23 protein-coding genes are annotated in these 23,629 nt (G+C 62.8%); 7 read left to right on the top strand and 16 right to left on the bottom strand.

Annotated features, from left to right (window positions below; genetic code table 11):
* The 3 genes from QM659_RS15330 to moaA all read right to left on the bottom strand — a co-directional run.
* The coding region (locus QM659_RS15330) for a 2'-deoxycytidine 5'-triphosphate deaminase (RefSeq protein ID WP_415189080.1) at positions 1-941 on the bottom strand (941 nt) is incomplete at its 3' end.
* A 171-nt stretch (positions 942-1,112) separates the two neighbouring features.
* Positions 1,113-1,925, bottom strand: coding sequence for a hypothetical protein (locus QM659_RS15325; protein ID WP_415189079.1), 813 nt, complete (start codon positions 1,923-1,925; stop codon positions 1,113-1,115).
* Between the two features lie 6 nt (positions 1,926-1,931).
* On the bottom strand, positions 1,932-2,963 hold the full coding sequence (gene moaA, locus QM659_RS15320; protein ID WP_415189078.1) for a GTP 3',8-cyclase MoaA: 1,032 nt from the start codon (positions 2,961-2,963) through the stop codon (positions 1,932-1,934).
* A gap of 244 nt (positions 2,964-3,207) precedes the next feature.
* Here moaA and QM659_RS15315 point away from each other — a divergent pair, with 244 nt between their 5' ends.
* On the top strand, positions 3,208-3,768 hold the full coding sequence (locus QM659_RS15315; protein ID WP_415189077.1) for a nitroreductase: 561 nt from the start codon (positions 3,208-3,210) through the stop codon (positions 3,766-3,768).
* 24 nt (positions 3,769-3,792) lie between these two features.
* Here QM659_RS15315 and QM659_RS15310 read toward each other — a convergent pair whose 3' ends face one another.
* Both QM659_RS15310 and QM659_RS15305 read right to left on the bottom strand, forming a co-directional pair.
* On the bottom strand, positions 3,793-4,590 hold the full coding sequence (locus QM659_RS15310) for a (Fe-S)-binding protein (protein WP_415189076.1): 798 nt from the start codon (positions 4,588-4,590) through the stop codon (positions 3,793-3,795).
* Between the two features lie 204 nt (positions 4,591-4,794).
* Positions 4,795-5,703: a LysR family transcriptional regulator gene (locus QM659_RS15305; RefSeq protein ID WP_245434089.1), complete on the bottom strand. Its 909-nt coding sequence runs from the start codon at positions 5,701-5,703 to the stop codon at positions 4,795-4,797.
* A 267-nt stretch (positions 5,704-5,970) separates the two neighbouring features.
* Between QM659_RS15305 and QM659_RS15300 the strand changes: the two genes are divergently transcribed.
* The 4 genes from QM659_RS15300 to QM659_RS15285 all read left to right on the top strand — a co-directional run bounded on the left by QM659_RS15300 (position 5,971) and on the right by QM659_RS15285 (position 11,657).
* Positions 5,971-7,428 carry an FAD-linked oxidase C-terminal domain-containing protein gene (locus tag QM659_RS15300; RefSeq protein ID WP_415189075.1) on the top strand — a complete coding sequence of 486 codons (1,458 nt, stop codon included), beginning with the start codon at positions 5,971-5,973 and terminating at the stop codon, positions 7,426-7,428.
* On the top strand, positions 7,421-8,644 hold the full coding sequence (locus QM659_RS15295; protein WP_303483181.1) for an FAD-binding protein: 1,224 nt from the start codon (positions 7,421-7,423) through the stop codon (positions 8,642-8,644). Before QM659_RS15300 ends, QM659_RS15295 begins: the two co-directional genes overlap by 8 nt.
* A 4-nt stretch (positions 8,645-8,648) precedes the next feature.
* Positions 8,649-10,007, top strand: a complete 1,359-nt coding sequence (gene glcF, locus QM659_RS15290) for a glycolate oxidase subunit GlcF (RefSeq protein ID WP_415189074.1) — start codon at positions 8,649-8,651, stop codon at positions 10,005-10,007.
* A gap of 180 nt (positions 10,008-10,187) precedes the next feature.
* Positions 10,188-11,657: an extensin family protein gene (locus tag QM659_RS15285; RefSeq protein WP_415189073.1), complete on the top strand. Its 1,470-nt coding sequence runs from the start codon at positions 10,188-10,190 to the stop codon at positions 11,655-11,657.
* 202 nt (positions 11,658-11,859) lie between these two features.
* Here QM659_RS15285 and QM659_RS15280 read toward each other — a convergent pair whose 3' ends face one another.
* The 5 genes from QM659_RS15280 to QM659_RS15260 all read right to left on the bottom strand — a co-directional run bounded on the left by QM659_RS15280 (position 11,860) and on the right by QM659_RS15260 (position 15,255).
* Positions 11,860-12,354 carry a hypothetical protein gene (locus tag QM659_RS15280; protein ID WP_303483190.1) on the bottom strand — a complete coding sequence of 165 codons (495 nt, stop codon included), beginning with the start codon at positions 12,352-12,354 and terminating at the stop codon, positions 11,860-11,862.
* 141 nt (positions 12,355-12,495) lie between these two features.
* Positions 12,496-13,551: an N-acetyl-gamma-glutamyl-phosphate reductase gene (gene argC / locus QM659_RS15275; RefSeq protein ID WP_415189072.1), complete on the bottom strand. Its 1,056-nt coding sequence runs from the start codon at positions 13,549-13,551 to the stop codon at positions 12,496-12,498.
* Positions 13,552-13,695: 144 nt separating this feature from the next.
* Positions 13,696-14,190 (bottom strand): 30S ribosomal protein S9, encoded by a 495-nt coding sequence (gene rpsI / locus QM659_RS15270; protein WP_127079591.1) that lies wholly within the window; start codon positions 14,188-14,190, stop codon positions 13,696-13,698.
* On the bottom strand, positions 14,190-14,657 hold the full coding sequence (rplM, locus tag QM659_RS15265; RefSeq protein WP_127079589.1) for a 50S ribosomal protein L13: 468 nt from the start codon (positions 14,655-14,657) through the stop codon (positions 14,190-14,192). Before rplM ends, rpsI begins: the two co-directional genes overlap by 1 nt.
* 187 nt (positions 14,658-14,844) lie before the next feature.
* Entirely contained in the window at positions 14,845-15,255 is a 411-nt protein-coding gene (locus tag QM659_RS15260) for a PaaI family thioesterase (protein ID WP_164730109.1), read from the bottom strand.
* 112 nt (positions 15,256-15,367) lie between these two features.
* Here QM659_RS15260 and QM659_RS15255 point away from each other — a divergent pair, with 112 nt between their 5' ends.
* Positions 15,368-15,973 carry a hypothetical protein gene (locus QM659_RS15255; RefSeq protein ID WP_415189071.1) on the top strand — a complete coding sequence of 202 codons (606 nt, stop codon included), beginning with the start codon at positions 15,368-15,370 and terminating at the stop codon, positions 15,971-15,973.
* A 114-nt stretch (positions 15,974-16,087) separates the two neighbouring features.
* Here QM659_RS15255 and QM659_RS15250 read toward each other — a convergent pair whose 3' ends face one another.
* Positions 16,088-17,512, bottom strand: coding sequence for a pyridoxal phosphate-dependent decarboxylase family protein (locus QM659_RS15250; RefSeq protein ID WP_415189070.1), 1,425 nt, complete (start codon positions 17,510-17,512; stop codon positions 16,088-16,090).
* 396 nt (positions 17,513-17,908) lie between these two features.
* Between QM659_RS15250 and QM659_RS15245 the strand changes: the two genes are divergently transcribed.
* Complete coding sequence (locus QM659_RS15245) at positions 17,909-18,427, top strand: tetratricopeptide repeat protein (RefSeq protein ID WP_415189069.1); 519 nt, start codon at positions 17,909-17,911, stop codon at positions 18,425-18,427.
* Positions 18,428-18,498: 71 nt separating this feature from the next.
* On the opposite strand, the gene QM659_RS15240 is transcribed toward QM659_RS15245, so the two are convergent.
* From QM659_RS15240 to lepB, 5 genes are all read right to left on the bottom strand, one after another.
* Positions 18,499-19,170 carry a DedA family protein gene (locus tag QM659_RS15240; RefSeq protein ID WP_127079579.1) on the bottom strand — a complete coding sequence of 224 codons (672 nt, stop codon included), beginning with the start codon at positions 19,168-19,170 and terminating at the stop codon, positions 18,499-18,501.
* Between the two features lie 299 nt (positions 19,171-19,469).
* The gene (gene recO / locus QM659_RS15235) at positions 19,470-20,195 is read right to left on the bottom strand and encodes a DNA repair protein RecO (RefSeq protein WP_415189068.1); all 726 of its coding nucleotides are present in this window, start codon (positions 20,193-20,195) and stop codon (positions 19,470-19,472) included.
* Positions 20,196-20,303: 108 nt separating this feature from the next.
* Positions 20,304-21,398 (bottom strand): GTPase Era, encoded by a 1,095-nt coding sequence (era, locus tag QM659_RS15230; protein ID WP_415189067.1) that lies wholly within the window; start codon positions 21,396-21,398, stop codon positions 20,304-20,306.
* Positions 21,391-22,101, bottom strand: a complete 711-nt coding sequence (rnc, locus tag QM659_RS15225) for a ribonuclease III (protein WP_127079573.1) — start codon at positions 22,099-22,101, stop codon at positions 21,391-21,393. The genes era and rnc overlap by 8 nt, the downstream gene beginning before the upstream one ends.
* A gap of 1 nt (position 22,102) precedes the next feature.
* Positions 22,103-22,894, bottom strand: coding sequence for a signal peptidase I (gene lepB, locus QM659_RS15220; protein WP_181952147.1), 792 nt, complete (start codon positions 22,892-22,894; stop codon positions 22,103-22,105).
* Positions 22,895-23,629: the final 735 nt, after the last annotated feature.

The following is a 23,629-nucleotide window of genomic DNA, read 5'->3' as shown; positions in this document are numbered from 1 at the left end:
TCTTCGAGGATGAACGGAACCTTGTGGCTGCGAACCTCCAGCACCGCGCGGCTGCCATTGCCGCCAGCCTCCGCCATGCCGAAGCCCGGATCGAAAAAGCCCGCATAGTGGACGCGGAATTCACCCATCAGCGCGTTGAACGGCTCCATCTCGGCGGCGTGGGTGGCGGGCACGCGCACGGCCTCCTTCGAGGCGAGGATGTAGAACTCGTCGGGATCGAGGATCAGGCGGCGGTGATGGGTGACAGCGATCGGCTCCCAGAACTCGTCGATGTCGTAAGCGCCCGCGCGGTCGACATCGATCACGCCGGTGTGGCGCTTGGCGCGATAGCCGATGAGCGCACCCGGTTCGCCGCCAAGCTCAACGGATAGCGATACCTCTCGCGGCTGGCCTCCCGCCTCGGCCGGAGCCGCCGCGCCGCCGCCGCTTGCATCGCGGAACCGTATCTGCGAGAGGCGCGATCCCGTGCGCACGAGGATTGGGAAGGTCTGCGGGCAGATTTCGAGCCAAAGGCGGCCCTTGTAGCCCGCGCCGGTCTGATCGAAGCCGGGGCCGTGGTCCGCGATGACGCGTGTGAACACGTCGAGGCGGCCGGTCGAACTTTTCGGGTTGGCGATACCTGAAAGGAACTGCGGCAGCGCCAGCGTCTCATCGATTTCCGCCACATACACGCAGCCGACTTCGAGCACCGCGCCGGGGCCAAGGTCGATGGTGTGCAGCTTGAAGCGCTCGATCTGATCTTCCGTCTTCGTGCCCGGCCCCGGAATGAAGCTGGCGCGTACGCGAAACGCGCGGCGGGCAAGCCGAAGATCGAGGCTCGCCGGCTGGATCTGTCCCTCACCGATGGGCGCGGAGGCCGCAATCGCGCCCTCGGCGACGAGCTTCGCAATGGCTTGCGAGGGGAGGATGCCGGACGCTTTCACGCTCAGGGAACTTGTCATTTCAATGCTGTCATTTGTTAGCGGGTCGCCATGGGACGATCGCAAGCATTATCAGCCCAAGGCTGGCGAGTCGACCGTCAGGCACCTTGTACCACCGGTTAAAGGCGCCAGCCTGAAGCCGCCCCGCACACCCAAACGTGGGCAAGGAACGGCTCCATGCGCCTCCCGCTGTCAGGGCTGCTTCTGAAATTGTCTGGCTGCCGTTCTTTGAGGCCGTGCCCGGGCGTTCAGCCGTGCCTCGGCCAGCGCAAGCCATTTGCGGCAGCTGGCGAGTTGCAGATTGCATCGAACGTCGACGCGCGGCTTCGGCGGGGCAGTCGGCGACTTTCCCGACGACAGAGCGACTGTCACGGCGCCGCCGCTCTGGGCTTCGCGCGCCGAGCGCTCGATGAGCTGGCGGGCCGTCATGCCGTCAAGGAAGGGATTGGCCCGCATGGCGGCATCGCCGAAGATGCCGGAGACGCGCTCTTCGGGCTCGGCTTCGAGTACCCGGATCGCGGTGGCGGCTCCGGCGAAAAAGGCGAGGCGAAGATTGGCGGGGGTCGGCGGCTGGTTCTTTTCCGCAAGCGCGGCGGCGTTCTCGCGCGTGAAAAGCAACGCCACCGTCCGCGAAATGGCGTAATCGGTGCGAAGCGCGAGGATCTCGAAATCGGTTTTGCCCGCCGCGAGGTCCGGCAAATTGCGTTTCACCACGTCGAGGAACGTGGACTCGATGAACTGATACGGACCGAGCGCCGAAGAAAGCGGGTTCTTCGCGAACTGCCGCCCGCCGGATTCCGCCCGCATGAGCCTGTCGAGGAAGATGTTTTCGGTCTCGGTCGGCGGGGGGGTGGCCAGAGCCTTCGGCTGCTGCGTTTCGGCCTGCCCCTTATCGGCGGCAACGTGCGCCTTTTCGGTCTCGGGGCGCGCTGCGGCAAGATCCTTCCCCGCCGCCGGAACGGTCGCGCTCCACACAACACACAAAAGGCACACGAATAGCCGCATCGCGCGTCACCCCCCGGTCACGCTCATGGATCGCGCGATCCGCGTCTCATCGGCCTTGTCGATGATGAAGTCATGGCCGCGCGGCTTGAGCGCGAGCGCGGCGTCGATGGCCTCAGACAGCCTTTCATCCGAGGCTTCCGAACGGAGCGGTTCGCGGAGGTCTGCGGACTTCTCCTGGCCGAGACAGAGATAGAGCTTGCCGGTGGCGGTCACGCGGACGCGGTTGCAGCTTTCGCAGAAGGAGTGCGATAGCGGCGTGATGAAACCAAGCCTGCCGCCCGTTTCGCGCACGCGCACATAACGCGCGGGGCCGCCGGTTCGGTCTGGTAGCGGGTCGAGGGTGAACCTCGCGGAAAGCCGCGCGCGCGCATCCGACAGCGGCAGATAGCTTTCGTACCGCCCGCCTTCGATGGCGCCGAGAGGCATGGTCTCGATCAAGGTCAGGTCCATTCCTTCCGCATGGCACCAGACTAGCATCTCCGCGATTTCGCTGTCGTTAATGCCTTTGAGCGCGACCATGTTGATCTTGACGCGCAGCCCGGCCAGACGCGCGGCGCGGATGCCTGCGAGCACAGCGGCTAGGTCGCCCCGTCGCGTCACGACGCGGAACTTGTCTGCGTCGCGCGTATCGAGCGAAATGTTGACGCGGCGCACGCCCGCATCCTTCAACGGCGCGGCGAATTCTGCCATCCGCGTGCCGTTGCTCGTCAGCGTCACCTCATCGAGAGCCCCCGTAGCGAGATGGCGCGAGAGGGCGCGCACGAGCCCCACGAAGCCGCGCCGCATCAGGGGCTCGCCGCCGGTGAGGCGGATCTTGCGCACGCCTTTCGCGACGAAGGCCGAGCACAGACGGTCCAGCTCCTCCAGCGTGAGCAGATCGGCTTTCGGCGCGAATTGCATGCGATCCGGCATGCAATAGACGCAGCGCAAATCGCAGCGGTCGGTGACCGATACGCGAAGGTAGGTGATGTGCCGCGCGAAGGGATCGACCATCGCGGGCGCGGTTGGCGTGGCGGCTTCTGTCAGATGCAGCGTCATGAGGTATCCGGCTTTCGCGCGCGGGCCCGGTTCGACCGGCTTGAGTGCTGATATGTGAATGCGGCGCCGCTTGTCAGCGCCCGTGCGCTCACGAAATGATGATGAGGCGCGTTGGCAGCGTCAGACGCTTGGCGCTTTTTTTGCGCAAGGCCCGGATGCTAGTGGTCCTGAAAGGGTGACTCCCTGTTTCGGGATTGATCACGCTCGAACGAAAGCCGCAGTTTGGACGATGGAGAGAATACCGATGGACGCATATGAGGCGCTGGTAACCAGGGTGAGTCCGGCCATTCTCGAAGATCCCGCGCCCGATCAGGAAACAGAAAACAAGATCATCGCGGCAGCGCTCCGCGCTCCCGATCACAAGCGGCTGCGGCCCTGGCGGTTCATTTCCATTCGCGGCGAGGCGCGGGGGAAACTCGGCGACATTTTCGCGGCCGCGTATCGGAAAAAACTCCCCAGCGCTTCGCCGGAGGTGATTGCCCGCGAGAAGAAGAAGCCGCTACGCGCGCCGCTGATTCTCGTTGTGCTGGCAAAAATCGTCGAAGACGCGAACGTGCCGGCCAGCGACCAGAAATATTCGGCGGCGGCAGCGGCACAGAACATCATCCTCGCGAGCGAGGCGCTCGGCTTCGGCGCGGTGTGGAAGACGGGAGACGCCGCCTCCGATCCGCTCATCAGGGAAGCGCTGGGCGTGAAGACAAATGAAGAGATCGTTGCATACATCTACATCGGCACGGTGAAAGCCCGACCGACCCCGCCCGCCGCGCTCGACGTCTCGGAATTTCTCAAGAGCTGGCCTGCCTGAGAAAACCGAAGGCGCACGCCGTATCTACGCATCCGAGCAGAGACCCGGCTCGGACGCGTCGCCCGCCAGCACCTCCGCGATGTGGCGCACTTCCACTGTGCGGCCCTCGCGCGCGAGTTTCCCCGCGATGTTCACGAGGCAGCCGAGATCCGCCCCCGTGAGCACTTCGGCGCCCGTTTCTGTCACTCGCTCCGCCTTTTGCGAGACGATGGCGTTGGAAATTTCGGGATATTTGAGCGCGAAAGCTCCGCCAAACCCGCAGCACACGTCGCGGTCGCTCATTTCCGCCAGCGTGAGGCCGTCGAGGCTTTTCAGAAGCGCGCGCGGCTGCGACGCAACGCCAAGCTCCCGAACCGACGAGCAGGAATCGTGGTAAGTCACGCGACGCGGGTAGGAGCGGCCGGAATAGTCCACGCCGAGAATGTCCGCAAGAAAGACCGTGAGTTCGCTGGTGCGGGCTGCCAGCCCCTCCGCGCGCGCGCGCCACGATGGCTCGTTTTCCGCGTCGAACAGGCCCGGATAGTGTTTCGCGATCATGGACGCGCAAGAGCCTGAAGGCACCACGACATGAGGGAAGATCTCAAAGGAGGCGATGACCTGTTTCGCAATCTCCCTCGCCGCCTCGCGATCACCCGAATTATAGGCAGGCTGGCCGCAACAGGTCTGGGTCATGGGAACGACGACCTCACATCCCGCCTCTTCGAGAAGTTTTACGGTAGCGAAAGCAGCGGAGGGGCGGAAAATGTCGACAAGGCAAGTCACAAGCAGCCCCACGCGAAGGGTGCGGTGGCTTCGGTCAACGCTCGGTCCGCTTGGTTCCATACCGAATTCCCCCGGTGATCGCTTTTGCTGCGTTTTCGAGCGAAGACGGCACGGGGTTCGCGTGACGAAAACCAGATCAGCAGATCGGATCGCAGATGCTATCTACAGCGTTGCCGTCAATCGGACGCGGCGTAGCTTTGGATTAGTGCTGTCGATCAGCCTGCCTCGGAGCGCTCTGAAGCGTTGCGCCTTTCATCCGCGCAATCAAGCTTCAGCGGCCGCTTGCACGTTCACGGCGCTCGTTTTCCTTGCGGGACGCCCCCCCAGTTCGAGCCCCTCGTCCCAATACGGCGCCGGCCCGTAGATGGAGGCGAGGAAATCCACGAAAACGCGGAGGCGTGTCGGGATGTACTGTTTGTCGGGATAGACGGCATAAACGGCAACACCGGGCGCTTCGCGATACTGGGGCAGCACGTGGACAAGCTTTTTCGAAAGCAGCTCATCGCGGATTTGCCACGTCGCCCGAAGCGCGATGCCGCAATTCGTCACGAGCGCCTGATGCACGATCTCGCTCGAATTCGTCTTGATCTCGCCGGAAAGCTTGAGCGAAACGTCCCCTTCCGGGCCTTGAATGCGCCACGTCACATTGTTTTCGACGAGGATCTTGTGCTTCGCGAGATCGGCGAGCGTTTTCGGGGTGCCGTACTCCCTGAGATATTCGGGCGTGGCCACGAACAGCCTGCGACAGGGCGCCAGCTTCTTCGCCACCAGGCTCGAATCGTCCAGTTCGGAAATGCGGATGGCAACGTCGATGCCTTCGCGCACGATATCGAGCATATGGTCCGTTGCGATGATCTCGATGCTGAGGTCGGGATATTGCTTCAGGAACTGACCGAGATAGGGGGCGATGTGCAGCCTGCTGAATCCGGTTGGCGCGGTGATCTTGAGCGAGCCGCCCGCACGCTGGTGGCCGGAGGAAATGAACTCTTCTGCTTCCTGAACCGTCGCGAGGATTTGAACGACGCGCTCGTAAAAACCGCGTCCCGTTTCGGTCAATTGAAGCTGCCGCGTGGTACGATGGAAAAGTCTCGTTCCAAGGCGCGTTTCAAGATGGCTGATACGCTTACTCACTACAGCGGGAGAGAGATCGAGTTCGCGGCCAGCGGCTGACATGCTTCCGGCGGTGACGACTCGAGCAAAAATCTCGAGGTCTGCAATCGAAGTCACAAAACCCCTCCTCTGTCACTTTGTATACAATCTTGGCTATTTGTTACACACATAGCATCGCTATAATTGGCCAGCTTGGGCTCCTGTCAAGCCCTTCAGTGCCATGTAACAAAAGATAATGTTCAATTGCGTAGATAATCCGGCATTGTTGGGGACAGAAGTCAGGTTCTGCCCTCATCAACCGGCGGGTTTGTCCGCAAAGGGTTTTATTCCATGTCAGTCAGCATGCCAAAGGAAGATCTTCGCACCTTGAGCCGACGGCAGTCGATCCTGTCGGGATTGTCAGCCGCCGTGGGCAGCGGGACACTGATAAGCGACGAAGCCGGACTTCGCGCCTTTGAAACGGATGCGCTGACAGCTTACAGAACGGCACCGCTCGCGGTCGTCTTGCCGACATCGACGAGCGAAGTGGTTTCTATCGCAAAGTTTTGCGCCAAGAACTGCGTCAAATTGGTAGCGCGCGGGGCGGGAACGTCGCTTTCCGGCGGGGCGATACCAACGGGTGACGCAATTGTGATCGGTTTGTCCCGGATGAACCGTGTGCTCGACGTGAACATCCCCGATCGCACGGCAACGGTTGAGGCGGGCATCACGAACCTGGCGATTTCCAGTGCGGTGGCGCATGCGCGTTTCTTTTATGCGCCAGATCCGTCGAGCCAGCTTGCATGCACGATCGGCGGCAATATCGCCATGAATTCCGGTGGCGCTCACTGCCTGAAATATGGCGTCACGACCAACAATATCCTCAAGCTGAAGATGGTCCTGATGGACGGGGAGGTGGTCGAACTCGGCGGCGACTTCCTCGATGGCCAGGGCTATGATTTTCTGGGCCTCGCAACCGGCTCCGAAGGCCAGTTCGGTATCGTGACAGAGGCAACCGTCCGCATCCTTTCGCAGCCGGAAGGCGCGCGCCCCGTACTGATAGGCTTCGATTCCGCGGAAGCCGCAGGCGGTTGCGTCGCCGCCATCATCGCCGATGGTCTGATTCCGGTGGCGCTCGAATTCATGGACAAGCCAGCCATTCGCATCTGCGAGGAGTTCGCGAAAGCAGGCTACCCGCTCGATGTGGAGGCCATGCTGATCGTGGAAGTCGAAGGTGCGCCGCTTGAGATCGAGGATCAGATCGGCCGTATCGGCGAGATCGCGAGCCGGTTCCATCCGAAGACGCTGCGCGTCAGCCAGAGCGATGCGCAATCCGCAGCCATCTGGAAGGGGCGCAAGGCCGCTTTCGGAGCCGTCGGGCGCGTCGCGGACTACCTGTGTATGGACGGCGTCATCCCCCTCGGCAAGCTCGCCGAAGTGCTCAAGGAGGTGGAGGCTGTCGGCAACCGGCACGGCCTGAGAGTCGCGAATATTTTCCATGCCGGCGACGGCAATCTCCATCCTATGATCATGTACAACGCGAACGACGAACACGAAAAAGTGATTGCCGAGCAGTGCGGTTCCGACATTCTGAAGCTCTGCGTGGATGCGGGCGGTTGCCTTACCGGCGAACACGGCGTGGGCATCGAAAAGCGGGAGTTGATGCGTTATCAGTATTCCGAAGCCGATCTTCTCCAGCAGATGCGTGTCAAGGCGGCTTTCGATCCCCTATGGCTCCTGAATTACGGCAAGGTCTTCCCCCTCGATCTTCAGGAGCGCTTCGCCGCCGAGGCCCGCGCACATGTCTGACGTCACCATGCCGACCACCGAGGCGGAACTCGCCGATTTCGTGAAGGCCGCGCGCGCCTCGGGCACGCCGATCGAAGTGTGCGGCTTCCGCTCGAAGCGCGAGGCCGGGCGCCCAGCGAATTGCGCCGCCATAGTCTCTACCGCCAAGCTCGGGGGCATAACCTTCTACGAACCGTCGGAATTGGTCGTGCGCGCCCGCGCCGGCACGCCGCTCCACGAACTCGAAGCGACGCTCGCGCGGAAAAACCAGGAACTTGCCTTCGAGCCGGCCGATCTTTCCCGCATCTACGGCCCGGACTCCATGGCCGCGAGCCTCGGGGCGGTGGCGGCGATGAACATTTCGGGGCCTCGCCGCGTTCTCAGAGGCGCTGCGCGTGACTACCTGCTGGGGCTTCGCGCCATAAACGGAGAGGGCGAGACGATCAACTCGGGCGGACGCGTCATGAAAAACGTAACCGGGGTGGACCTCACACGCGGCCTGTGCGGCTCGTGGGGTACGCTTGCGGTCATCACGGAACTGACCTTCAAGGTGCTCCCAAGGGCGCCGGAGACGCGGACGGTGTTTTTTGTCGGGCTGGCCGACGAGGCGGCCGTGGGCGTGATGAGCGCCGCCATGGGAACGCCCTACGAGGTTTCCGGCACGGTCCATCTCCACGGTGCGCTGGTCGCGCGGCTTGCCGATCCAGAGATCGCGCCCGCGAAGACGGCTCTCACCGCGCTCAGGCTTGAGGGAAGCCCGCAGAGCCTGACGCACCGCATCGACAAATTGAGGCGCCTGCTTTCGCCATTTGGCGAATCCTACGAACTGGACCACGAGCGTTCGCGCTTCTTCTGGGCCGACATCCGCTCGCTGGCCTTTCTTTCCGCTAGGTTCGACCGGCCGCTCTGGCGGATTTCGGTCGCGCCTTCCAGGGCCGCGCCCATTGTGCGCGCGCTCTCCGCTTTCCTCGACGTCCGCGCCGCCTATGAATGGTCGGGCGGCCTCCTGTGGCTGGAACTGCCGCCCTCCGCCGACGCGAGCGTAACCGATGTGCGCCGCGTGCTCGCCGAATACGACGCGGATTCGATGCTCATGCGCGCGCCCCGCTCGGTGCGCTCCGGCATCGAGGTTTTCCACCCGCAGCCCGTCGCAAAGATGAATCTCGTGCGCGCTGTGAAGAAATCGTTCGACCCCGAGGGCATACTGAACCCCGGGCGGATGTACGCGGGAGTCTGAGCGCATGGAAACGAACTTCACGCTCGCTCAGCTTCGCGACCCTCGCATGAAGGAGGCCGACGCCATCCTCCGCAAATGCGTGCATTGCGGATTCTGTATCGCGACTTGCCCGACCTACCTGATGCTCGGCGATGAACGCGACAGCCCGCGCGGACGCATCTATCTCATCAAGACGATGCTCGAAGGCAAGGCCACGCCGAAGCAGGTGCGCCCGCATCTCGATCGATGTCTCTCCTGCTTTTCGTGCATGACGACGTGTCCGAGCGGCGTGGACTATCGGCATCTGTCCGACTATGCGCGCCAGATCATAGAAACCTCGTCCAGACGCGCTCCGGCGGATGAGGCGATCCGCAAACTGCTGCGCGCCATATTGCCTTACCCCAAGCGTTTCCGGGTGGCGCTCGGCGGCGTTTTCCTCGCCCTTCCGCTCCGGCGGCTCCTGATCAACTCGCGATTCAAGACCATCGGGGCGATGCTCAACCTGGCGCCGCGCGGCCGGGTCAAAAGTGGCGTGTATACGCAAGCCGCGACGGTGAAGACGGAGAAGCCGCGCCGTGGCCGCGTCTTGCTGTTGCGCGGCTGCGTGCAACGGGTGCTGAAGCCGAACATCAACGACTCGACCGTGCGTTTTCTGAACCACATCGGTTACGACGTCGTGCTTTCGGAAAATGAGGGCTGTTGCGGCTCCCTTACGTTGCACATGGGCAAGGAAGCCGAGGCGAAGGCGCTTGCCAAGGCCAACATCGACATTTGGCACGACGCCCGCGAGAGCGGTCCGATCGATGCCATCGTCATCAACGCGTCGGGCTGCGGTTCGACCGTGAAGGACTACGCGCATCTGTTCGCTGATGACCCGGCCTACGCTGAAAAGGCGCGTTATGTGTCGAGCCTGGCGAAGGATGTTTCCGAATTTGCGGCCTCGCGGAAGATCGATGCGCCCGTCGGTTGGAGCGACATCCGCGTGGCCTATCAATCCTCCTGCTCGATGCAGCATGGCCAACGCGTGATCGAAGAACCGCGCCAGCTTCTGCGCAACGCGGGCTTCACCGTCGTCGAAATTCCCGAAGGGCACATCTGCTGCGGCTCCGCGGGCACGTACAACATGTTGCAGCCGGACCTCGCGAAGCAACTGAGGGAACGCAAGCTTCAGGCTATCGCCAGCGTGAAACCCGATGTCGTGGCGAGCGGCAATGTCGGCTGCATAAGCCAGCTCTCGGGACCGTTCCCCATCGTGCACACCGTGGAACTGCTCGACTGGGCTTATGGCGGGCCGTGCCCCGCGCCGCTCAAACATCTGGAAGGCCGCATCCGGCCGCTGCCGCGCGAGGGGGAAAGCGCCGAAACCGAAGGAGCGCTTGCATAAGGCATTCGGGACATTGGAAGCAGATCTACGGGGGAGCGTGTCGAATAGCTGAATATAAGGCAGCCGGTTACATCATCGTTTCGTCGCTATCCAGTCATCGTTAACCGATTTGGATGTTCTCGCATGCATGTTTCGGTGCGGTGCCCTCGATGGGCCGTTTTCCTGGCGGGCGTTGCAGGCTTGACGAGCTGGTTCCTGTTGGCGCCGCCCTTGTCGGCTGCACCGGTCGTTGCTTTTGAAACCGTGAAAGCGCCGCCCTCGCTGGCGATGGATGTGCGCCGCAGACATCGCAGCTATCGGCACAGGCGGACGCGCGCGCCGGTGAAAAACGGTGCGGAACCGCCGGACCGTCGGCAGCCACAAGACGCGAGAAAGGACACGCCTGCCGCCGGGAGCAAATCCGACCCGCGTGAGGTTCGCGAGCGGCTGCCGCTTCCCGCCTTTCCGGTGGCGCCGCCTGAGAAGGCTTCCGGCGTAGCCTCGGAGGTTCAGGCTCCCCCGGAACCGCCGCAACTGCCCGAAGCCACGGTGACGTTTGCTCCCAAGGGCGCTGCGCCGGAAGTGCAGCGCGGTCCTTCGCCACCGCCGTCGCTGGCGTCAACGCCTGACGATCCGTCCAAGGCTGCCGACATGCAGAAGGCTCCTCCGTCGCCGTCGCTCGCCGTTTCCATCCCCTCATCGGCGACCGAAATTTATGGCCCGCCGCTCCCTCCGCAGGTCTGGACGCAAGCTGAAATCGAAGCGGCACGGCGCGATTGCGACTGGCGTCTCCCCGCGCTGGGCGTCGTCTATGAGCGCCTCGAACCGCTGCGCGAAGGGGCTTGCGGCGCGCCCTCGCCGATCCGGCTTAAGGCGCTCGAAGACAAGGTTGGCCCCGCTGCCATGTTCGCGCCCGCGCCGACGATCACCTGCAAACTGGGCGAAGCGATGCGGCGCTGGTTCACGGAGGTCGTGCAGCCAAAGGCGAAGGAACATCTCAACGCTGTCGTGGTGCGCGTCGGCGCGATGTCGGGCTACGACTGCCGCTCGCGCAATGGCGGCTTTTCGCAGCGCATCAGTCAGCACGCCTATGCGAATGCGCTCGACATCGGCTCATTCGTTACCGCGCGGGGCGAGAAAATCGCGCTCGACGAGCATTGGGCTGCGGGCGACGAGCGAGCGGCCTTCCTGCGCGACATTCACGCGGGCGCATGCCGCATCTTCGGCACCACGCTTGGGCCGGAGGCGAACGAGGCGCACGGCAACCACTTTCATCTCGACATGACGGAGCGGCGAAGCCCTCTGTGCGATTTCACGGGTGCTGAGGCACGCGCGCGTGAGGCGCAGCGGAGAGCGGCGGCGCTGGCTGCGAAGCAGGCGGCTACGCCGGTTCCAGTGAATGGCGCGTTACCGCCGAAGGAAACGCCGGTCGTATACGGACCGCCGCCTTCACCGGTTCCCGTTAGCGGCAAGGCGCCGCCGAGCGAGAAGCCGGTGACGGTAGCGCCCGCTCCCGTTCCAGCGGCTGCACCCGCCGTGCGCGAGGCGGCGATACCGAAACCCAATGCGGAGGAGACAGTCGGAAAGCCGCGCGCGCGAAAGGCAGTTGAGACACGCCGCAAACCGCTCCGCCGCCGGGCGAGATTGCCCTTCGGCATCCGGTTTCAGTGAGAAGCACCATCGACCAGCGACAGGCCAGCGCGCGAGAAGGGCCGGACGAGATGGCGAAGGGTCGAATTAGCCGCATCGCATTGCAGCGAAGCCGTATCGGGAAGGGGAAAGGCCGCATTGTCGCTGAAACCGATGCGCTGTTTCAGGTCACCGCGAGCCGCTCTGATCTCTCATGACTGCGCAAGGTTCAAGGCGAGGCACTTCATCCCCTTGGCGGCTTCTTCTCGCGGGCGAGGGTTTCCAGCGCCTGTTTGGCGGTCAGCTCGGCATTTTCCTTCTCGCGCTGAACGCGGTCGAGCGACTCGCGAGCCTGCCGCGCATCCTGCTGCGCGGCGTCGAGCGCGCTCTGAAGTTCGGCGTGCCTCGCTTGCGCGGCTTTGGCTGCGTGCTGCGCGGCATCGAGCGCGCTCTGAAGTTCAGCCTGCTTGGCTTGCGCGGCGTGCTCGGCGGCATCGCGCGCCGTCTGTTCCTCGGCGAGCTTCGCGGACACGGCCTTCGCGTCCTTCTCGAAACCTTGCCGCGCGCGTTCTTCCGCCGCGAGCTTGTCGCGCAAGGCCTGCAATTCCTTCTCGGCCTTGTCCCGCGTTTCGATCACAAGCTTCGCTTGCTGGTCCACCGAGGCGGTAACCAGCTGATATTGGTAGGCAAGGCCCGCAAGCGCGAGGGCCAAGACGGCGATGAGAACGTTTCGGATCATGGTTGTCCTCTGATGCCGAACGAATGTCGATTGGTCGTGAGATAGGGGCTCTTACCACACCGCCCGGCACGAGTTTATGTCATTTCGGTAGACATCGGATTTTTTACCCCGATGTGTTTCCCATGCAAGTTTCCGGCTCAATCACGGGAACAGGGGTTGCTGGGCGATGCCCGCCGTTTCCTCGAAGCCGAACATGAGGTTGAAATTCTGCACCGCCTGCCCGGCAGACCCCTTCACGAGGTTGTCGATGGTGGAAACGACGATGGCGCGGCCCGGTATGCGGTCGGCATAAACGCCTATCAGACAGAAATTCGAGCCGCGAACGAATTGCGTGGACGGGAGCGTGCCCTTGGGCGCAAGCCTGACGAACGGTTCGCCCGCGTAGCGCTCGGCCAAGGCGGCGGCGAGATCGGCGGCCGTGTGACCGCCTGTGAGCTTCACATAGGCCGTTACGAGTTCGCCGCGGCTCATCGGGACGAGATGCGGCGTGAAGTTCACGAACACGGTCGCGCCCGCCGCCCTCGATATTTCCTGCTCGATTTCGGGCGCATGCCGATGGCCGGCGATCGCGTAGGGCGACAGCCCCTCGCCCGCCTCCGAGAACAGGATGTTCTGTTTCAGCGAGCGCCCCGCGCCGGACACGCCAGACTTCGCGTCGACGATGATGTCGTCGGCCTCGACAAGCTTCGCGGCGACGAGCGGAAGCAGCGCGAGCAGCGTTGCGGTCGGATAGCAGCCGGGACACGCGACGAGGCGCGCGGCCCGGATCGCCTCGCGATTGTGCTCCGTCAGGCCATAGGCAGCGCCTTCGAGAAGATGCGGCGCGGCATGCTCGCGACCGTACCATTTGGCGTAGGTGGATGTGTCCTTCAGCCGGAAATCGGCAGACATGTCGATCACCTTCACGGTCTCGGGGAGCGTGGCGATGATGTCCTGCGCGGTGCCATGCGGAAGGCCGCAGAACACCGCATCGAGGCTCGACCAGTCAACTTCCTCCGCCTTGACGAGCGGCGGCGCATCCACGAAGCCGAGATGCGGGAAAACGTCGGAGAGCGGCTTGCCCGCGTGCGTATTCGCGGCGAGCGCCGCGATTTCGATGCCCGGATGGCAAGCGGCCAGACGGATGAGATCCGCTCCCGTGTAGCCGCTCGCGCCGATCACGCCGATTTTGATTTTTTTGCCCGTGGTATTTGGCATATCAAGCCTCTTTGCGGACTGCGCCCACCTCCATTGCCCGATGAGGTGATGGCGACATCGCAATAAAAAAACCCGCCTTTCGGTTTAACACCGGAAGGCGGGTTGATCGACTGGAAATCGAGAGCGCCCGAAGCGCCCTCGCCATTAGCGCTTCGAGAACTGGAAGCTGCGGCGGGCCTTCGCCTTGCCGTACTTCTTGCGTTCCACCACGCGGCTGTCGCGGGTGAGGAAGCCTTCCTTCTTGAGGACCGTGCGAAGCTCCGGCTCGTAATAGGTGAGAGCCTTGGACAGACCATGGCGCACCGCGCCCGCCTGTCCCGACAGGCCGCCGCCGGCAACGGTCGCGTAAATGTCGTACTGGCTGAGGCGGTTGGCGGTCACGAGCGGCTGCTTCAGGATCATCTGGAGCACGGGGCGCGCGAAATAAGCCTCATGGTCCTTGTCGTTGACCACGATCTTACCGACGCCGGGCTTCACCCAGACGCGAGCGACTGCGTTCTTGCGCTTGCCGGTCGCATAGGCGCGGCCGTGAGCGTCAAGCTTCTGCACGTGAACCGGACGCGAACGGTCGTCGGCGACGGGAGCGGCCGCAGCGGCGCCCTTGTCGAGACCCGAAAAAGTCTTTGCTGTCTCAGACATTAGCGAACCCTCGCCACGTTCTTGGAATTCAGAGCCCGAACATCGAGCGTCTCGGGATTTTGCGCCGCGTGCGGATGCTCCGCCCCCGGATAGATGCGCAGGTTCGTCATCTGCTTGCGACCGAGCGGACCGCGCGGAACCATGCGCTCAACGGCCTTTTCGAGCACACGACCGGGAAATTTGCCGCCGAGCACTTCAAACGGGCGCCGTTCCTTGATGCCGCCGGGATGGTTGGTGTGGCGGTAGTAGACCTTGTCGTGCAGCTTGTTGCCGGTGAAGACGACCTTCGCGGCGTTGATGACGATGATGTTGTCGCCGTCATCCATATGTGGGGTGAAGGTGGGCTTGTGCTTGCCGCGCAGGCGGTTCGCGATGATCGTCGCCAGGCGGCCGACCACGAGGCCCTCGGCATCGATCAGAATCCACTTCTTCTCGATTTCAGATGGTTTAGCGGAATAGGTTGCCATGAGAATGTCCGGCCGGGCCGGGCTCCAATAAAAAAGGGGCCGCATGGCCCGATTGGCGACAATAGATAGTTGACCGGACGGGCCCTGTCAACGGCACGCGACAGAGATGCATCGAAAAATAGCGGCGCAAAAACAATGGATTATGATAACGGTATTATAATACCGCACAATACGGTGTCATGATACCTCAATGCGGAGGCACCGAATAGGTCGCCGTTGCGTGGGCCGCAAGCTGGCTCTCGCCATCCGAATGCAGCGCGATCTCGCCCACAGCAAGCCGCGTGCCGAGTTTCAGCATGCGCGCCTCGCCTATCATGTCGCGCGGCTCGGGCTTCCTGAGAAAGTTGATCGTCAGGCTCGTCGTCACCGCAAGCGCCACCGGACCGATGGAGGCGAGAACCGCCGCATACATCGCCACATCGGCCAGCGTGAACATCGCGGGCCCCGAAATCGTGCCGCCGGGCCGCAACAAGTGGTCGCCGTAGACCATGCGCATGCGTGCGAAACCGTGGCGGGTTTCCTCGACCCTGTAAGAGCGCCCGATGGAGACCTGTGGAAAGACCTGCGCGAGAAAGGCGTTAACCTCGTCCGCCGTCATCTTCGGTGGGATCAGCTTCGCGTTATCGTGGGAGTCCAAGATGGCATCTCCGTTATTTCACCAAGATTTCGCGGGATCACGGGCACGGTCGCTACGCCGGGGGGAAAAGAATATGGATCTGCGCGTGAACGATTTTTGGAAGTTCGACCTGCGAAAATTGTTCGGTTTCATTCTAGTGGTGCTCGCTGCGGCTGTCAGTCCGACCATCGGATCAGCGGCGGCGAAGGATGGGGAACTCACGCGCGAGAGCGTGACGCGCTTCCTCGATTCGTTCACCGAGATGCGCGCCATCGCGATCACCGAGGGGCTTCAGGCGAGCGCGGATCAGGACGCCTCGAAAAATCCCATCGGCGCGGTCGTCAAGGCGGTTAAAAAGACAAAGCTCAAGACCGAGGCGAAAACCATCGCCGGCAAGCATGGCTTCTCCGACGTGTCCGATTGGGCCGATACGGGCCGCGCCATAGCTCAGGCTTATCTGCATCTGACGGTCGGACCGTCGCGAGGAGTGGCGCGCGATGCGCTCGACAAGCACAAGGACAACGCCATGAAGGAGCTTGAGAAGCTTGGGCTCCTGAACGAGAAGCAGAAGGCAAAGCTCAAGGAAAATCTCGACAAGGCCGGCGAGGAACTCGCCAAGGAGCCACCGGCGCAAAACGTCGCCATCGTCCGAGAGATGAAGCCGCAGATCGAGGCGACGGTCAAACTCGGCCTGAATTGATCCGGGGTGCGGGAGGAGCTGCCGAACCAAAACGCCATGGCGTAAATGGGACGCGGAACGCCGCTGGCGATTTATGGTGTCGATCAGCTTGTCTTGTTTCGGATCGACGGAAATTTAGCCGGTGGCAGCGGCTGCCTCGTTCAAGAGCCCCCAAAGCGCTTCCACCTCGGCGCGCCCGGTGGCAGTTGCGCCGATGCTTACGCGAAGGATTTGCCTCCGCTTCAGCATAGCGGGCGTGATGTAAGCCTTGCCGCCTTCGTTCACCCTGCGGGCCAGTTCCAGATTGTGCGCCTTCAGCGCGTCCTCATTATCCTTGAGCGCGGCGGGCACGTGACGGATGCACACGGTCTGAAAGGGCACCGGCGCGAGGCGCTCCCATTCAGCGGCGGCGTCGACGCGATCCTTGAACCATTGCGCATTGGCAAGGTCGCGGCGTACCAGCTCCTGAACGCCTTCGACGCCCACATCCATCAGATGGAACCAGAGCTTCAGCGCGCGGAAGCGCCGGCCAAGCTGGATGTGCCAGTCGCGATAATTCTTCACCGCGCCGTCCTGCTTCGTCTGAAGATAGCTCGGATTGGTACTCATGACGCGGATCAGGTGTTCCGGATCGCGCACGTAATAAGCGCTGAAGTCGAAGCCGACGCCCATCCACTTGTGCGGATTGAAGACGAGGGAATCGGCGCGCTCGATGCCCGCCCAGTGGTCGCGGCACTCAGGCAGCACCATCGCGGTGCCCGCCATGGCCGCGTCGACGTGAAGCCACAGGCTGAAGCGTTGGGCGATTTCGGCGATTTTCGCCAGCGGATCGACGGCGGTGGTGCCCGTGGTTCCGATGCAGGCGACGACAGCGCAGGGACGCCGGCCCCGGCGCAAATCCTCGGCGATGGCCGCTTCCAGAAGATCGGGCCGCACAGCGTGGTCGTCGTCGGTCTCGATGAGCCTCAGATGATCGCGCCCGAAACCGGCGAGCAGCCCCGCCTTTTCGATGCTGCTGTGGCTTTGGTCGGAGGCATAAACGACGAGCGGCGCCTCGCCGGACTGAAGGCCCCCGTTGTTCTGGCTGAAGCCAGACGAACGCTCGCGGGCGCTGAGAAGAGCGGTCAGCGTTGCGGTGCTGGCTGTATCGTGGATCACGCCGGTGAAGGACTCCGTCAGCCCCACCATCTGCCGAAGCCAGTCCATGACGACTTCTTCCACCTCGGTCGCGGCGGGGCTCGTCTGCCAGCTCATGCCTTGCGCGCCCAGCCCGGCGATCACGAGATCCGCAAGGATCGACGCGTAACTCGTGTTGCTCGGGAAGTAGGCGAAAAAGCTCGGATGATTCCAATGCGTGATGCCGGGGAGTACGTCGCGGTCGAGCGCAGTCACCGCTTCGCCAAGCCGACCGCCCTTTTGCGGCGGATGCGCGGGAAAGGCCGCGCGGATCTGTCCCGGCTGTGCCTCGCTCATGACGGGACGGCTGGCGAGCCCTTCCCGGTAATCCGCTACCCAATCGATCAACTGGTGGCCGAAGCGGCGGAAGTCATGCGCGTCCATGGATCATCCCTTTCGAAGTTGATCGGAAAACCGTGGCGGCTTTTCTCATCCTTTCGGCAAGGGAGCAAATGCGAAGTCGCTCGTCGACACATAGTTTTACGCCTTGAAACGGCGGCTTGCAGACGCGGTCAGCCTGCAAAAAGCGCGCGGCAAGCCTGCGGCAAGTCGATCCCTTTATTGAGCAGGCATACGTCGGGCCACGCCCGACGCGCTGGCTGGAAGCCTGTTCGCATTTCTGCCGAGCCCAGCCCCTCGCTCTTGGCGCGGGAGCCCGGTTGCCGGCGTTTCGGATCTTCCTGTGTCAGGTTTGACGCGAAGGAGTGAACGACAACCTTGGATCACCGTCTCGCCGCTTCGGATTTTGACGCTACGACGCTGTAGAAAAGAGCACATCTCATGCGACTTCTTCCCTTGACGCTCGCCGCAGCCTTCGCGTTCGCCGGAACGGTTGCCCATGCAGGCGGAGCCTCGGTTGCGTGCGAGAACGCTCTGAGAAAAGCCGCCCTGACGGACGCCGTCACGCTCTGTTCGCAGGCCGTGGACGTGAACCCTGCCGATGCAAGGGCGCTTACATACCGGGGCGCGGCCTTTCTCGCGCTCGCCCAGTTCGACCGCGCCTATGAGGATCTCACCCGGGCGGCGGCGCTCGATGGCGGAAATCCTCTCACCTTCTACAATCTCGGCGTTTATTTCGACAAGACGAGAAGCCCCGAAAAGGCGGTCGAAGCCTATTCGACGGCCATCCGGCTCAGCCCCGGCAACCCGGTAGGACTTTACAATCGTGCCAAGGCATACGAGCGCCTTTGCAAAACCGCCGAGGCGATGCGTGACTATCAGAAGATCCGGGAAATCGCCCCCGGCATGGCGAGCGCTCGGACGATTCCCACCTCGATTGAAGCCTGCTCGTCGAATTGAGGACGCTTGACCGCTGGCGCTGCCATTCGATCAGCTTGCAAGCATAAGCCGACCGATTTCGGTACGACGCTTCACTCGGCCGGGACGCTGTTTTCCTCCGGCCGTGGACGGCGCCTGCGGCGCTCCTTGGCGCTTGTCCCCTGCACCTTGACGGCGATGATCGTGAACAGTGCCGTCAAGGCGAGCACGATGACGGCGATGACGACCCAGCCCCCTGTACTCACCTCGGTGAAGTCTCCGACTTCCCGGGCGAAGAAATAACCCGGCAACAACATGAACGGCACCCACGCGATGGCCGACGTAACATTGGCGATCTGGAAGGTGAGGTGACGCATCCGCATGATGCCCGCGACCAGGGGAATCGTGGATCGGACCGGGCCGAGAAAACGGCCGATGAAGATCGAAAGAAACCCGTATTTGCGGAAGAAAAGTCGCGCCCGGGCCACGCCTTCCTTCTCGCGGTTGAGCGGCCATCGATGCACGACGCTCGGGCCGATCCAGCGGCCGAGCCAATAGGTTACGGCATCGCCGAGGCACGCGCCCGCGATGGACCACAAGATGACCGTGGTCGGGTCGAGCATGCCTTTCTGGATGAGGCCGCCCGTAAAAAGCATGATCGCGGTGGCTGGAAAGAAAAGACCGATGAGGATCAGGGATTCGCCGAAAGCGATGACGGCGAGGACCGGCCCGGCCAGATCCTTATGCGCGAGGATAAATTCCTGGATGGTTCCGAGAACGTCCACAAGAAACCTTTCTATGCGGCTGACCGGGCTGCTTTTTTTTAGTCTGTGGCGCAGGATACGCCGGTTCTTGAGCGGCGCCCGGTACGGCCAACGCCCGGATGCCCACGAATAGGCCAGCGTTGCACCGCGTGCAAAACACTAAATGGCGAATCGCGCGCCTTTATTCAATTCAAAAGGGTTTTGCACTGCCAAGAGCCACTATAACACGGGGGATCAGTTAAGGTTCTGCTTCCAAAGTAGGGCGCGGGCAGCACGGGAGTCATGCCTGCCCGCACAGGCCGGACATGCGAGGCATCCGGTCAGGGCCTGCGCCTGAGCGCGCGGACGAACTCTTCCCGCGCCCTCGGCATTGGCCTGCCGCTTTCAGCGAAGACGTGCGCCGCGAGAAAATGACCGGTGAGTTGAAGTCCCGCTTCGATCTCCGTGCCGGATGGAGCGTTCGCGCTCGCTCCGTTCGCGAGGAAGGCAGGCAATGGAAGCAGGCGGTCGGCATAAGGTTCGCCCGCTTCGCGGCACACGGCCTGCCCGGATTTTGGCGAGACGTAGGCGAGGTCTTCCTTGCGCCCGGTCGCGGCGCATGTCGCGAGGTTGAGGCCAAAGCCCAGTTCGTTCAGAAAGTTCATTTCGAAGCGGATGAAGGCGGCCGGAAAATTTGTGTCGGATGCTTGCGCAAGGCAATCCTGCGCGGCGTCATAAAGTGCGGGGTGTGGATCGCGCTCCGCCAGAACTTGCAGCAGCGCCGCCAACGCCGTCATGCCCGCAAGCGCGGACGGATCGTCGAGCGCGTTCGCGGCAGTGGCGCGCGCGAGTTCGACCGTGTAGACGCCGAGTTGATCGTCGAGACGGGCGCGCCATTCGACGCCGAGCGTATTTCCGGTTTGAAGGAGCGGCCGGAGGCGGCGCGAACGCCCTCCCTTCACAAGCCCCTTGGCGCGACCGTTGGCACGCGTGAATATGTCGGCGATGACGCTTGTCTCACCGTGCGGGCGCCCCGCCAGGAAAATGCCGTCGTCAGACCATCTCACGGCCCACCCATCTCTGGCGATGCGCTCCGCCGATACCGTCCTTCAGGCCACGCACAGGCAACGCGGGAACGGCTCCCCGAACGAAAGCCTGCGGGCGCGCGCGCCGCGTCATTTCTTCGGGAAATCGAGACCCATCTCGCGATAGCGCTCGGGATCGTCGGCCCAGTTCTCGCGCACCTTCACGAACAGAAAGAGATGCACAGGCGTCTCGATGCCCTCTTCGATCTCCTTGCGCGCCTCCATGGAGATGTGCTTGATCGCCTGCCCCTTGGCGCCGAGTACGATCTTGCGCTGGCTTTCCCGCTCCACGAAAATCGTCTGCTCGATGCGCACGGCGCCCTTGCGAACGGTTTTCCAGCTCGTGGTCTCGACGGTGGAGGAATACGGAATTTCCTCATGCAGCCGGATGAACATCTTCTCGCGCGTGATTTCGGCCGCCCACTGGCGCAGCGGCGCATCCGCGATCTGGTCTTCCGGGAAGAGCCACGGACCATAGGGCATGCGGGAGGCGAGAGAGCTTCGCAGGTCCTCCACGCCGTCGCCCGAAAGCGCCGAAATCATGAAAAGACTTTCGAGCTTGAGCCGCTCGGATGCCTCGCCCGCCAGTGCGAGAAGCTTCTCCTTGTGGATCTTGTCCACCTTGTTCAGCGCCAGAATGAGCGGGATCTTGAGGTTAGCCGCTTCGTTCACGATAGGATCGACCGTGTCGTCGAAACCGCGCGCCGCGTCCACCACGAGCACGGCAACATCCGCCTCGCGCGCCTCTGTCCAGGCGGTTTCCACCATGGCGCGGTCGAGCCGACGCTTCGGTGCGAAGATGCCCGGCGTGTCGACGAGCACGATCTGAGCCTCGCCATCGAGCGCGATGCCGCGAACGCGCGTGCGCGTCGTCTGCGCCTTGTGCGTGACGATGGACACTTTCGCACCGACAAGCGCATTGACGAGCGTGGACTTCCCTGCGTTGGGCGCGCCGATCACGGCCGCGAAGCCGCAGCGGCTGCCCGCGCCGGGTGAATGTTGCGTTCCGCGTTCCGCCGACGAAGCGGAGACAGGGCCGCCGTCCTCTTCGGACAGACGCCTGCGCTCATACACGGGTACTTGCGGATGAGCTTGCTCTGCACCGCCAGTGGCTTCGGCGGCTTCGTGCTCGACATGCTCCGCGTCTTCGAGAGCGTCGCCTCTGTTCTTCTTGTTCTCAGGCATTTTCCCGTTCCGGTTGGCCGACGCCTTCGCGCTTCAGGAGCGCTTCCGCCGCCGCCTGCTGTGCCTTCTTGAGCGACGAGCCGGTGCCGCGCTCCGGCTTCAATCCCCGCACCCTGACCTCGACCGTAAAGCTCGGTGCGTGATCGGCCCCGGACCGCTCCACCTCATGATAGTCCGGCAAGCCGCGCTTCTGGCTCTGCGCGAATTCCTGAAGCGCCGTCTTGGCATCGGGGGCCGGCGGCTCGCCCGAGACGATGAACGGCTCCCAGTGGCGATGCACGACGGCTTCCGCCGCGGCAAAACCGCCATCGACGGAAATTGCTCCCAGCAGCGCCTCCACGGCGTCGGCGAGGATCACATCTTTTTTTCGTCCACCGGACCGCGCCTCGCTTGGCGCCATCACGAGATGCGGACCAAGCTCAAGCCTTACCGCGACCTCGGCGCATGTCGTCTTGCAGACGAGCGAATTGAAATGTCTGGCAAGCTCGACCTCGCGCGCGTTGGGAAAGCGCTCGTAGAGCAACGCGGCAACGGACAGGCCGAGCACCCGGTCGCCCAGAAATTCCATCCGTTCGTTGTCTCTGCCGCCCTTCTCGCTGCGAGCGCTCGAATGGGTAAGAGCCTCCGCCAGGAGGCTCCGTTCCTTGAATTGATAGCCGAGGGAAGCTTCAAGCTCCTCGATGCGCGGTTTCTTGACGGGCAACTTAGTGAATCACGGTTCCGATCCGCGACCAGCGGATCTCCAGGGGCCAGCGCCATGGGGCGAGCCAGCTAGCGGGCTCGCCGATGGAGAAGAACAGCACGCGGGCGCGGCCCACGAGGTTTTCCGAAGGAACATAGCCGATGCCGTTTCCGTCGAAGAAGCGGCTATCGGCGGAGTCGTCGCGGTTGTCACCGAGGAAGAAATAATGCTGCGGAGGCACGACGAACACTTCCGTATCGTCCGCTGCGCCGAACCGACCGAGACGGCAGGTTTCCGAGAGCTTTTGCGTCAGATAGCTGCGGCCGCTCGGCAGCGTTTCGCGATACTGGTGCACCGTCTGATTGGGCCCGCACTTCGTATCCATCACGGCGTCGGGCGCGCGCTCCCGTTTGACCGCCTCGCCGTTGATGTAAAGCTGCCCGCCGATCAGCTGAATGCGGTCGCCGGGTAACCCCACAAGGCGCTTGATGTAATCGGTGGAATTGTCCCGGGGCGTCTTGAACACGATAACGTCGCCCCGATCGGGATCAGACGCGAGAATCCGCCCGCTGAACATCCCCGCTCCGAAGGGGAAGGAATATTTGCTGTAGCCGTAGCTGTATTTGGAAACGAACAGGTAATCGCCGACAAGCAGCGTAGGGATCATGGAGCCGGACGGGATATTGAACGGCTGGAAAAGGAAGATGCGGATCACGATCGCGATGGCGATAGCCTGCAGGAGAACAATCGCAAGATCGTACGCACTACTCTCCTTCTTTTCCTTCTCGTGGGTCACTTCGGTTTTCACGCTCATCTTTACGGTCCGGTTCGAGTCTCGCGCACCCGCGGCGCATGCGCGAGAACAAAAAGGGATGAGCGCGTTTCAACGCCAGATCGCCGCTTGTTATGGGTGAGCCCGCTCAGCGCCTGATATAGCCGATGTCGCGCCGAAAGCAAGAACGAGGCACGAATGCCGCGGCACGAGGCGCGCTTTCGCGCCCTTTACGACCCGGGCCAGAGACACGGGATGCTTAAGCACCATGCTTCCATGTCTGCGGGCATGCCTCGGCCTCCCTGCGATTGATGCCCTGGATGACGCCACCTTCGACAGGGTTAGCGGACCAGAAATGAGAGATAGGCGTGTCGACACAGTGCATTTGCACAAGTTTTAAGGAAGCGTTTCAGGGCGAATCAAGTCTGGCGCTGTGGCATGAAATCAACAGTTCAACGCCTATATGATGCTGCAACCCTCTGAATCCAAACGATTTCAACCGGTATAATATTTTGCGTGCACTCGTAAAACGAGCGCCTATGCATTCCGCTATCTTGAGTTTAAGCGCTGGGCGTGTAAACACTCCATAAGTGTAGCGTAATCATGTCATGCAATCTAGGCGGGAATAGGAGTGAGGGTTATGTCTGTTCGTGTTGTGCGGTCGAGCGCGTTTGCAGTCGGTGCGCTTGCGTTGATCGGTTCTGCCCAGGCCGCGGATATCTATGCCGGCGGCGGATACGGGGGCTACAAGGACGCGCCCATTGTGGTGGCGGTGCC

The sequence above is a fragment of the Rhodomicrobium sp. genome, from assembly GCF_047605405.1.
Lineage (GTDB): Bacteria > Pseudomonadota > Alphaproteobacteria > Rhizobiales > Rhodomicrobiaceae > Rhodomicrobium > Rhodomicrobium lacus.
The sequence above is the reverse complement of the archived record's forward strand: the minus strand, read 5'-3'. Positions and strand labels throughout refer to the sequence as shown.

What these genes read in the sequence shown, in the direction of transcription:
- QM659_RS15325 (WP_415189079.1), bottom strand. Translation starts at nt 1,925, where the DNA reads ATGCGGCTATTCGTGTGCCTTTTGTGTGTTGTGTGGAGCGCGACCGTT.
- moaA (WP_415189078.1), bottom strand. Translation starts at nt 2,963, where the DNA reads ATGACGCTGCATCTGACAGAAGCCGCCACGCCAACCGCGCCCGCGATG.
- QM659_RS15315 (WP_415189077.1), top strand. Translation starts at nt 3,208, where the DNA reads ATGGACGCATATGAGGCGCTGGTAACCAGGGTGAGTCCGGCCATTCTC.
- QM659_RS15310 (WP_415189076.1), bottom strand. Translation starts at nt 4,590, where the DNA reads ATGGAACCAAGCGGACCGAGCGTTGACCGAAGCCACCGCACCCTTCGC.
- QM659_RS15305 (WP_245434089.1), bottom strand. Translation starts at nt 5,703, where the DNA reads ATGTCAGCCGCTGGCCGCGAACTCGATCTCTCTCCCGCTGTAGTGAGT.
- QM659_RS15300 (WP_415189075.1), top strand. Translation starts at nt 5,971, where the DNA reads ATGTCAGTCAGCATGCCAAAGGAAGATCTTCGCACCTTGAGCCGACGG.
- QM659_RS15295 (WP_303483181.1), top strand. Translation starts at nt 7,421, where the DNA reads ATGTCTGACGTCACCATGCCGACCACCGAGGCGGAACTCGCCGATTTC.
- glcF (WP_415189074.1), top strand. Translation starts at nt 8,649, where the DNA reads ATGGAAACGAACTTCACGCTCGCTCAGCTTCGCGACCCTCGCATGAAG.
- QM659_RS15280 (WP_303483190.1), bottom strand. Translation starts at nt 12,354, where the DNA reads ATGATCCGAAACGTTCTCATCGCCGTCTTGGCCCTCGCGCTTGCGGGC.
- argC (WP_415189072.1), bottom strand. Translation starts at nt 13,551, where the DNA reads ATGCCAAATACCACGGGCAAAAAAATCAAAATCGGCGTGATCGGCGCG.
- rpsI (WP_127079591.1), bottom strand. Translation starts at nt 14,190, where the DNA reads ATGTCTGAGACAGCAAAGACTTTTTCGGGTCTCGACAAGGGCGCCGCT.
- rplM (WP_127079589.1), bottom strand. Translation starts at nt 14,657, where the DNA reads ATGGCAACCTATTCCGCTAAACCATCTGAAATCGAGAAGAAGTGGATT.
- QM659_RS15260 (WP_164730109.1), bottom strand. Translation starts at nt 15,255, where the DNA reads ATGACGGCGGACGAGGTTAACGCCTTTCTCGCGCAGGTCTTTCCACAG.
- QM659_RS15255 (WP_415189071.1), top strand. Translation starts at nt 15,368, where the DNA reads ATGGATCTGCGCGTGAACGATTTTTGGAAGTTCGACCTGCGAAAATTG.
- QM659_RS15250 (WP_415189070.1), bottom strand. Translation starts at nt 17,512, where the DNA reads ATGGACGCGCATGACTTCCGCCGCTTCGGCCACCAGTTGATCGATTGG.
- QM659_RS15245 (WP_415189069.1), top strand. Translation starts at nt 17,909, where the DNA reads ATGCGACTTCTTCCCTTGACGCTCGCCGCAGCCTTCGCGTTCGCCGGA.
- era (WP_415189067.1), bottom strand. Translation starts at nt 21,398, where the DNA reads ATGCCTGAGAACAAGAAGAACAGAGGCGACGCTCTCGAAGACGCGGAG.
- lepB (WP_181952147.1), bottom strand. Translation starts at nt 22,894, where the DNA reads ATGAGCGTGAAAACCGAAGTGACCCACGAGAAGGAAAAGAAGGAGAGT.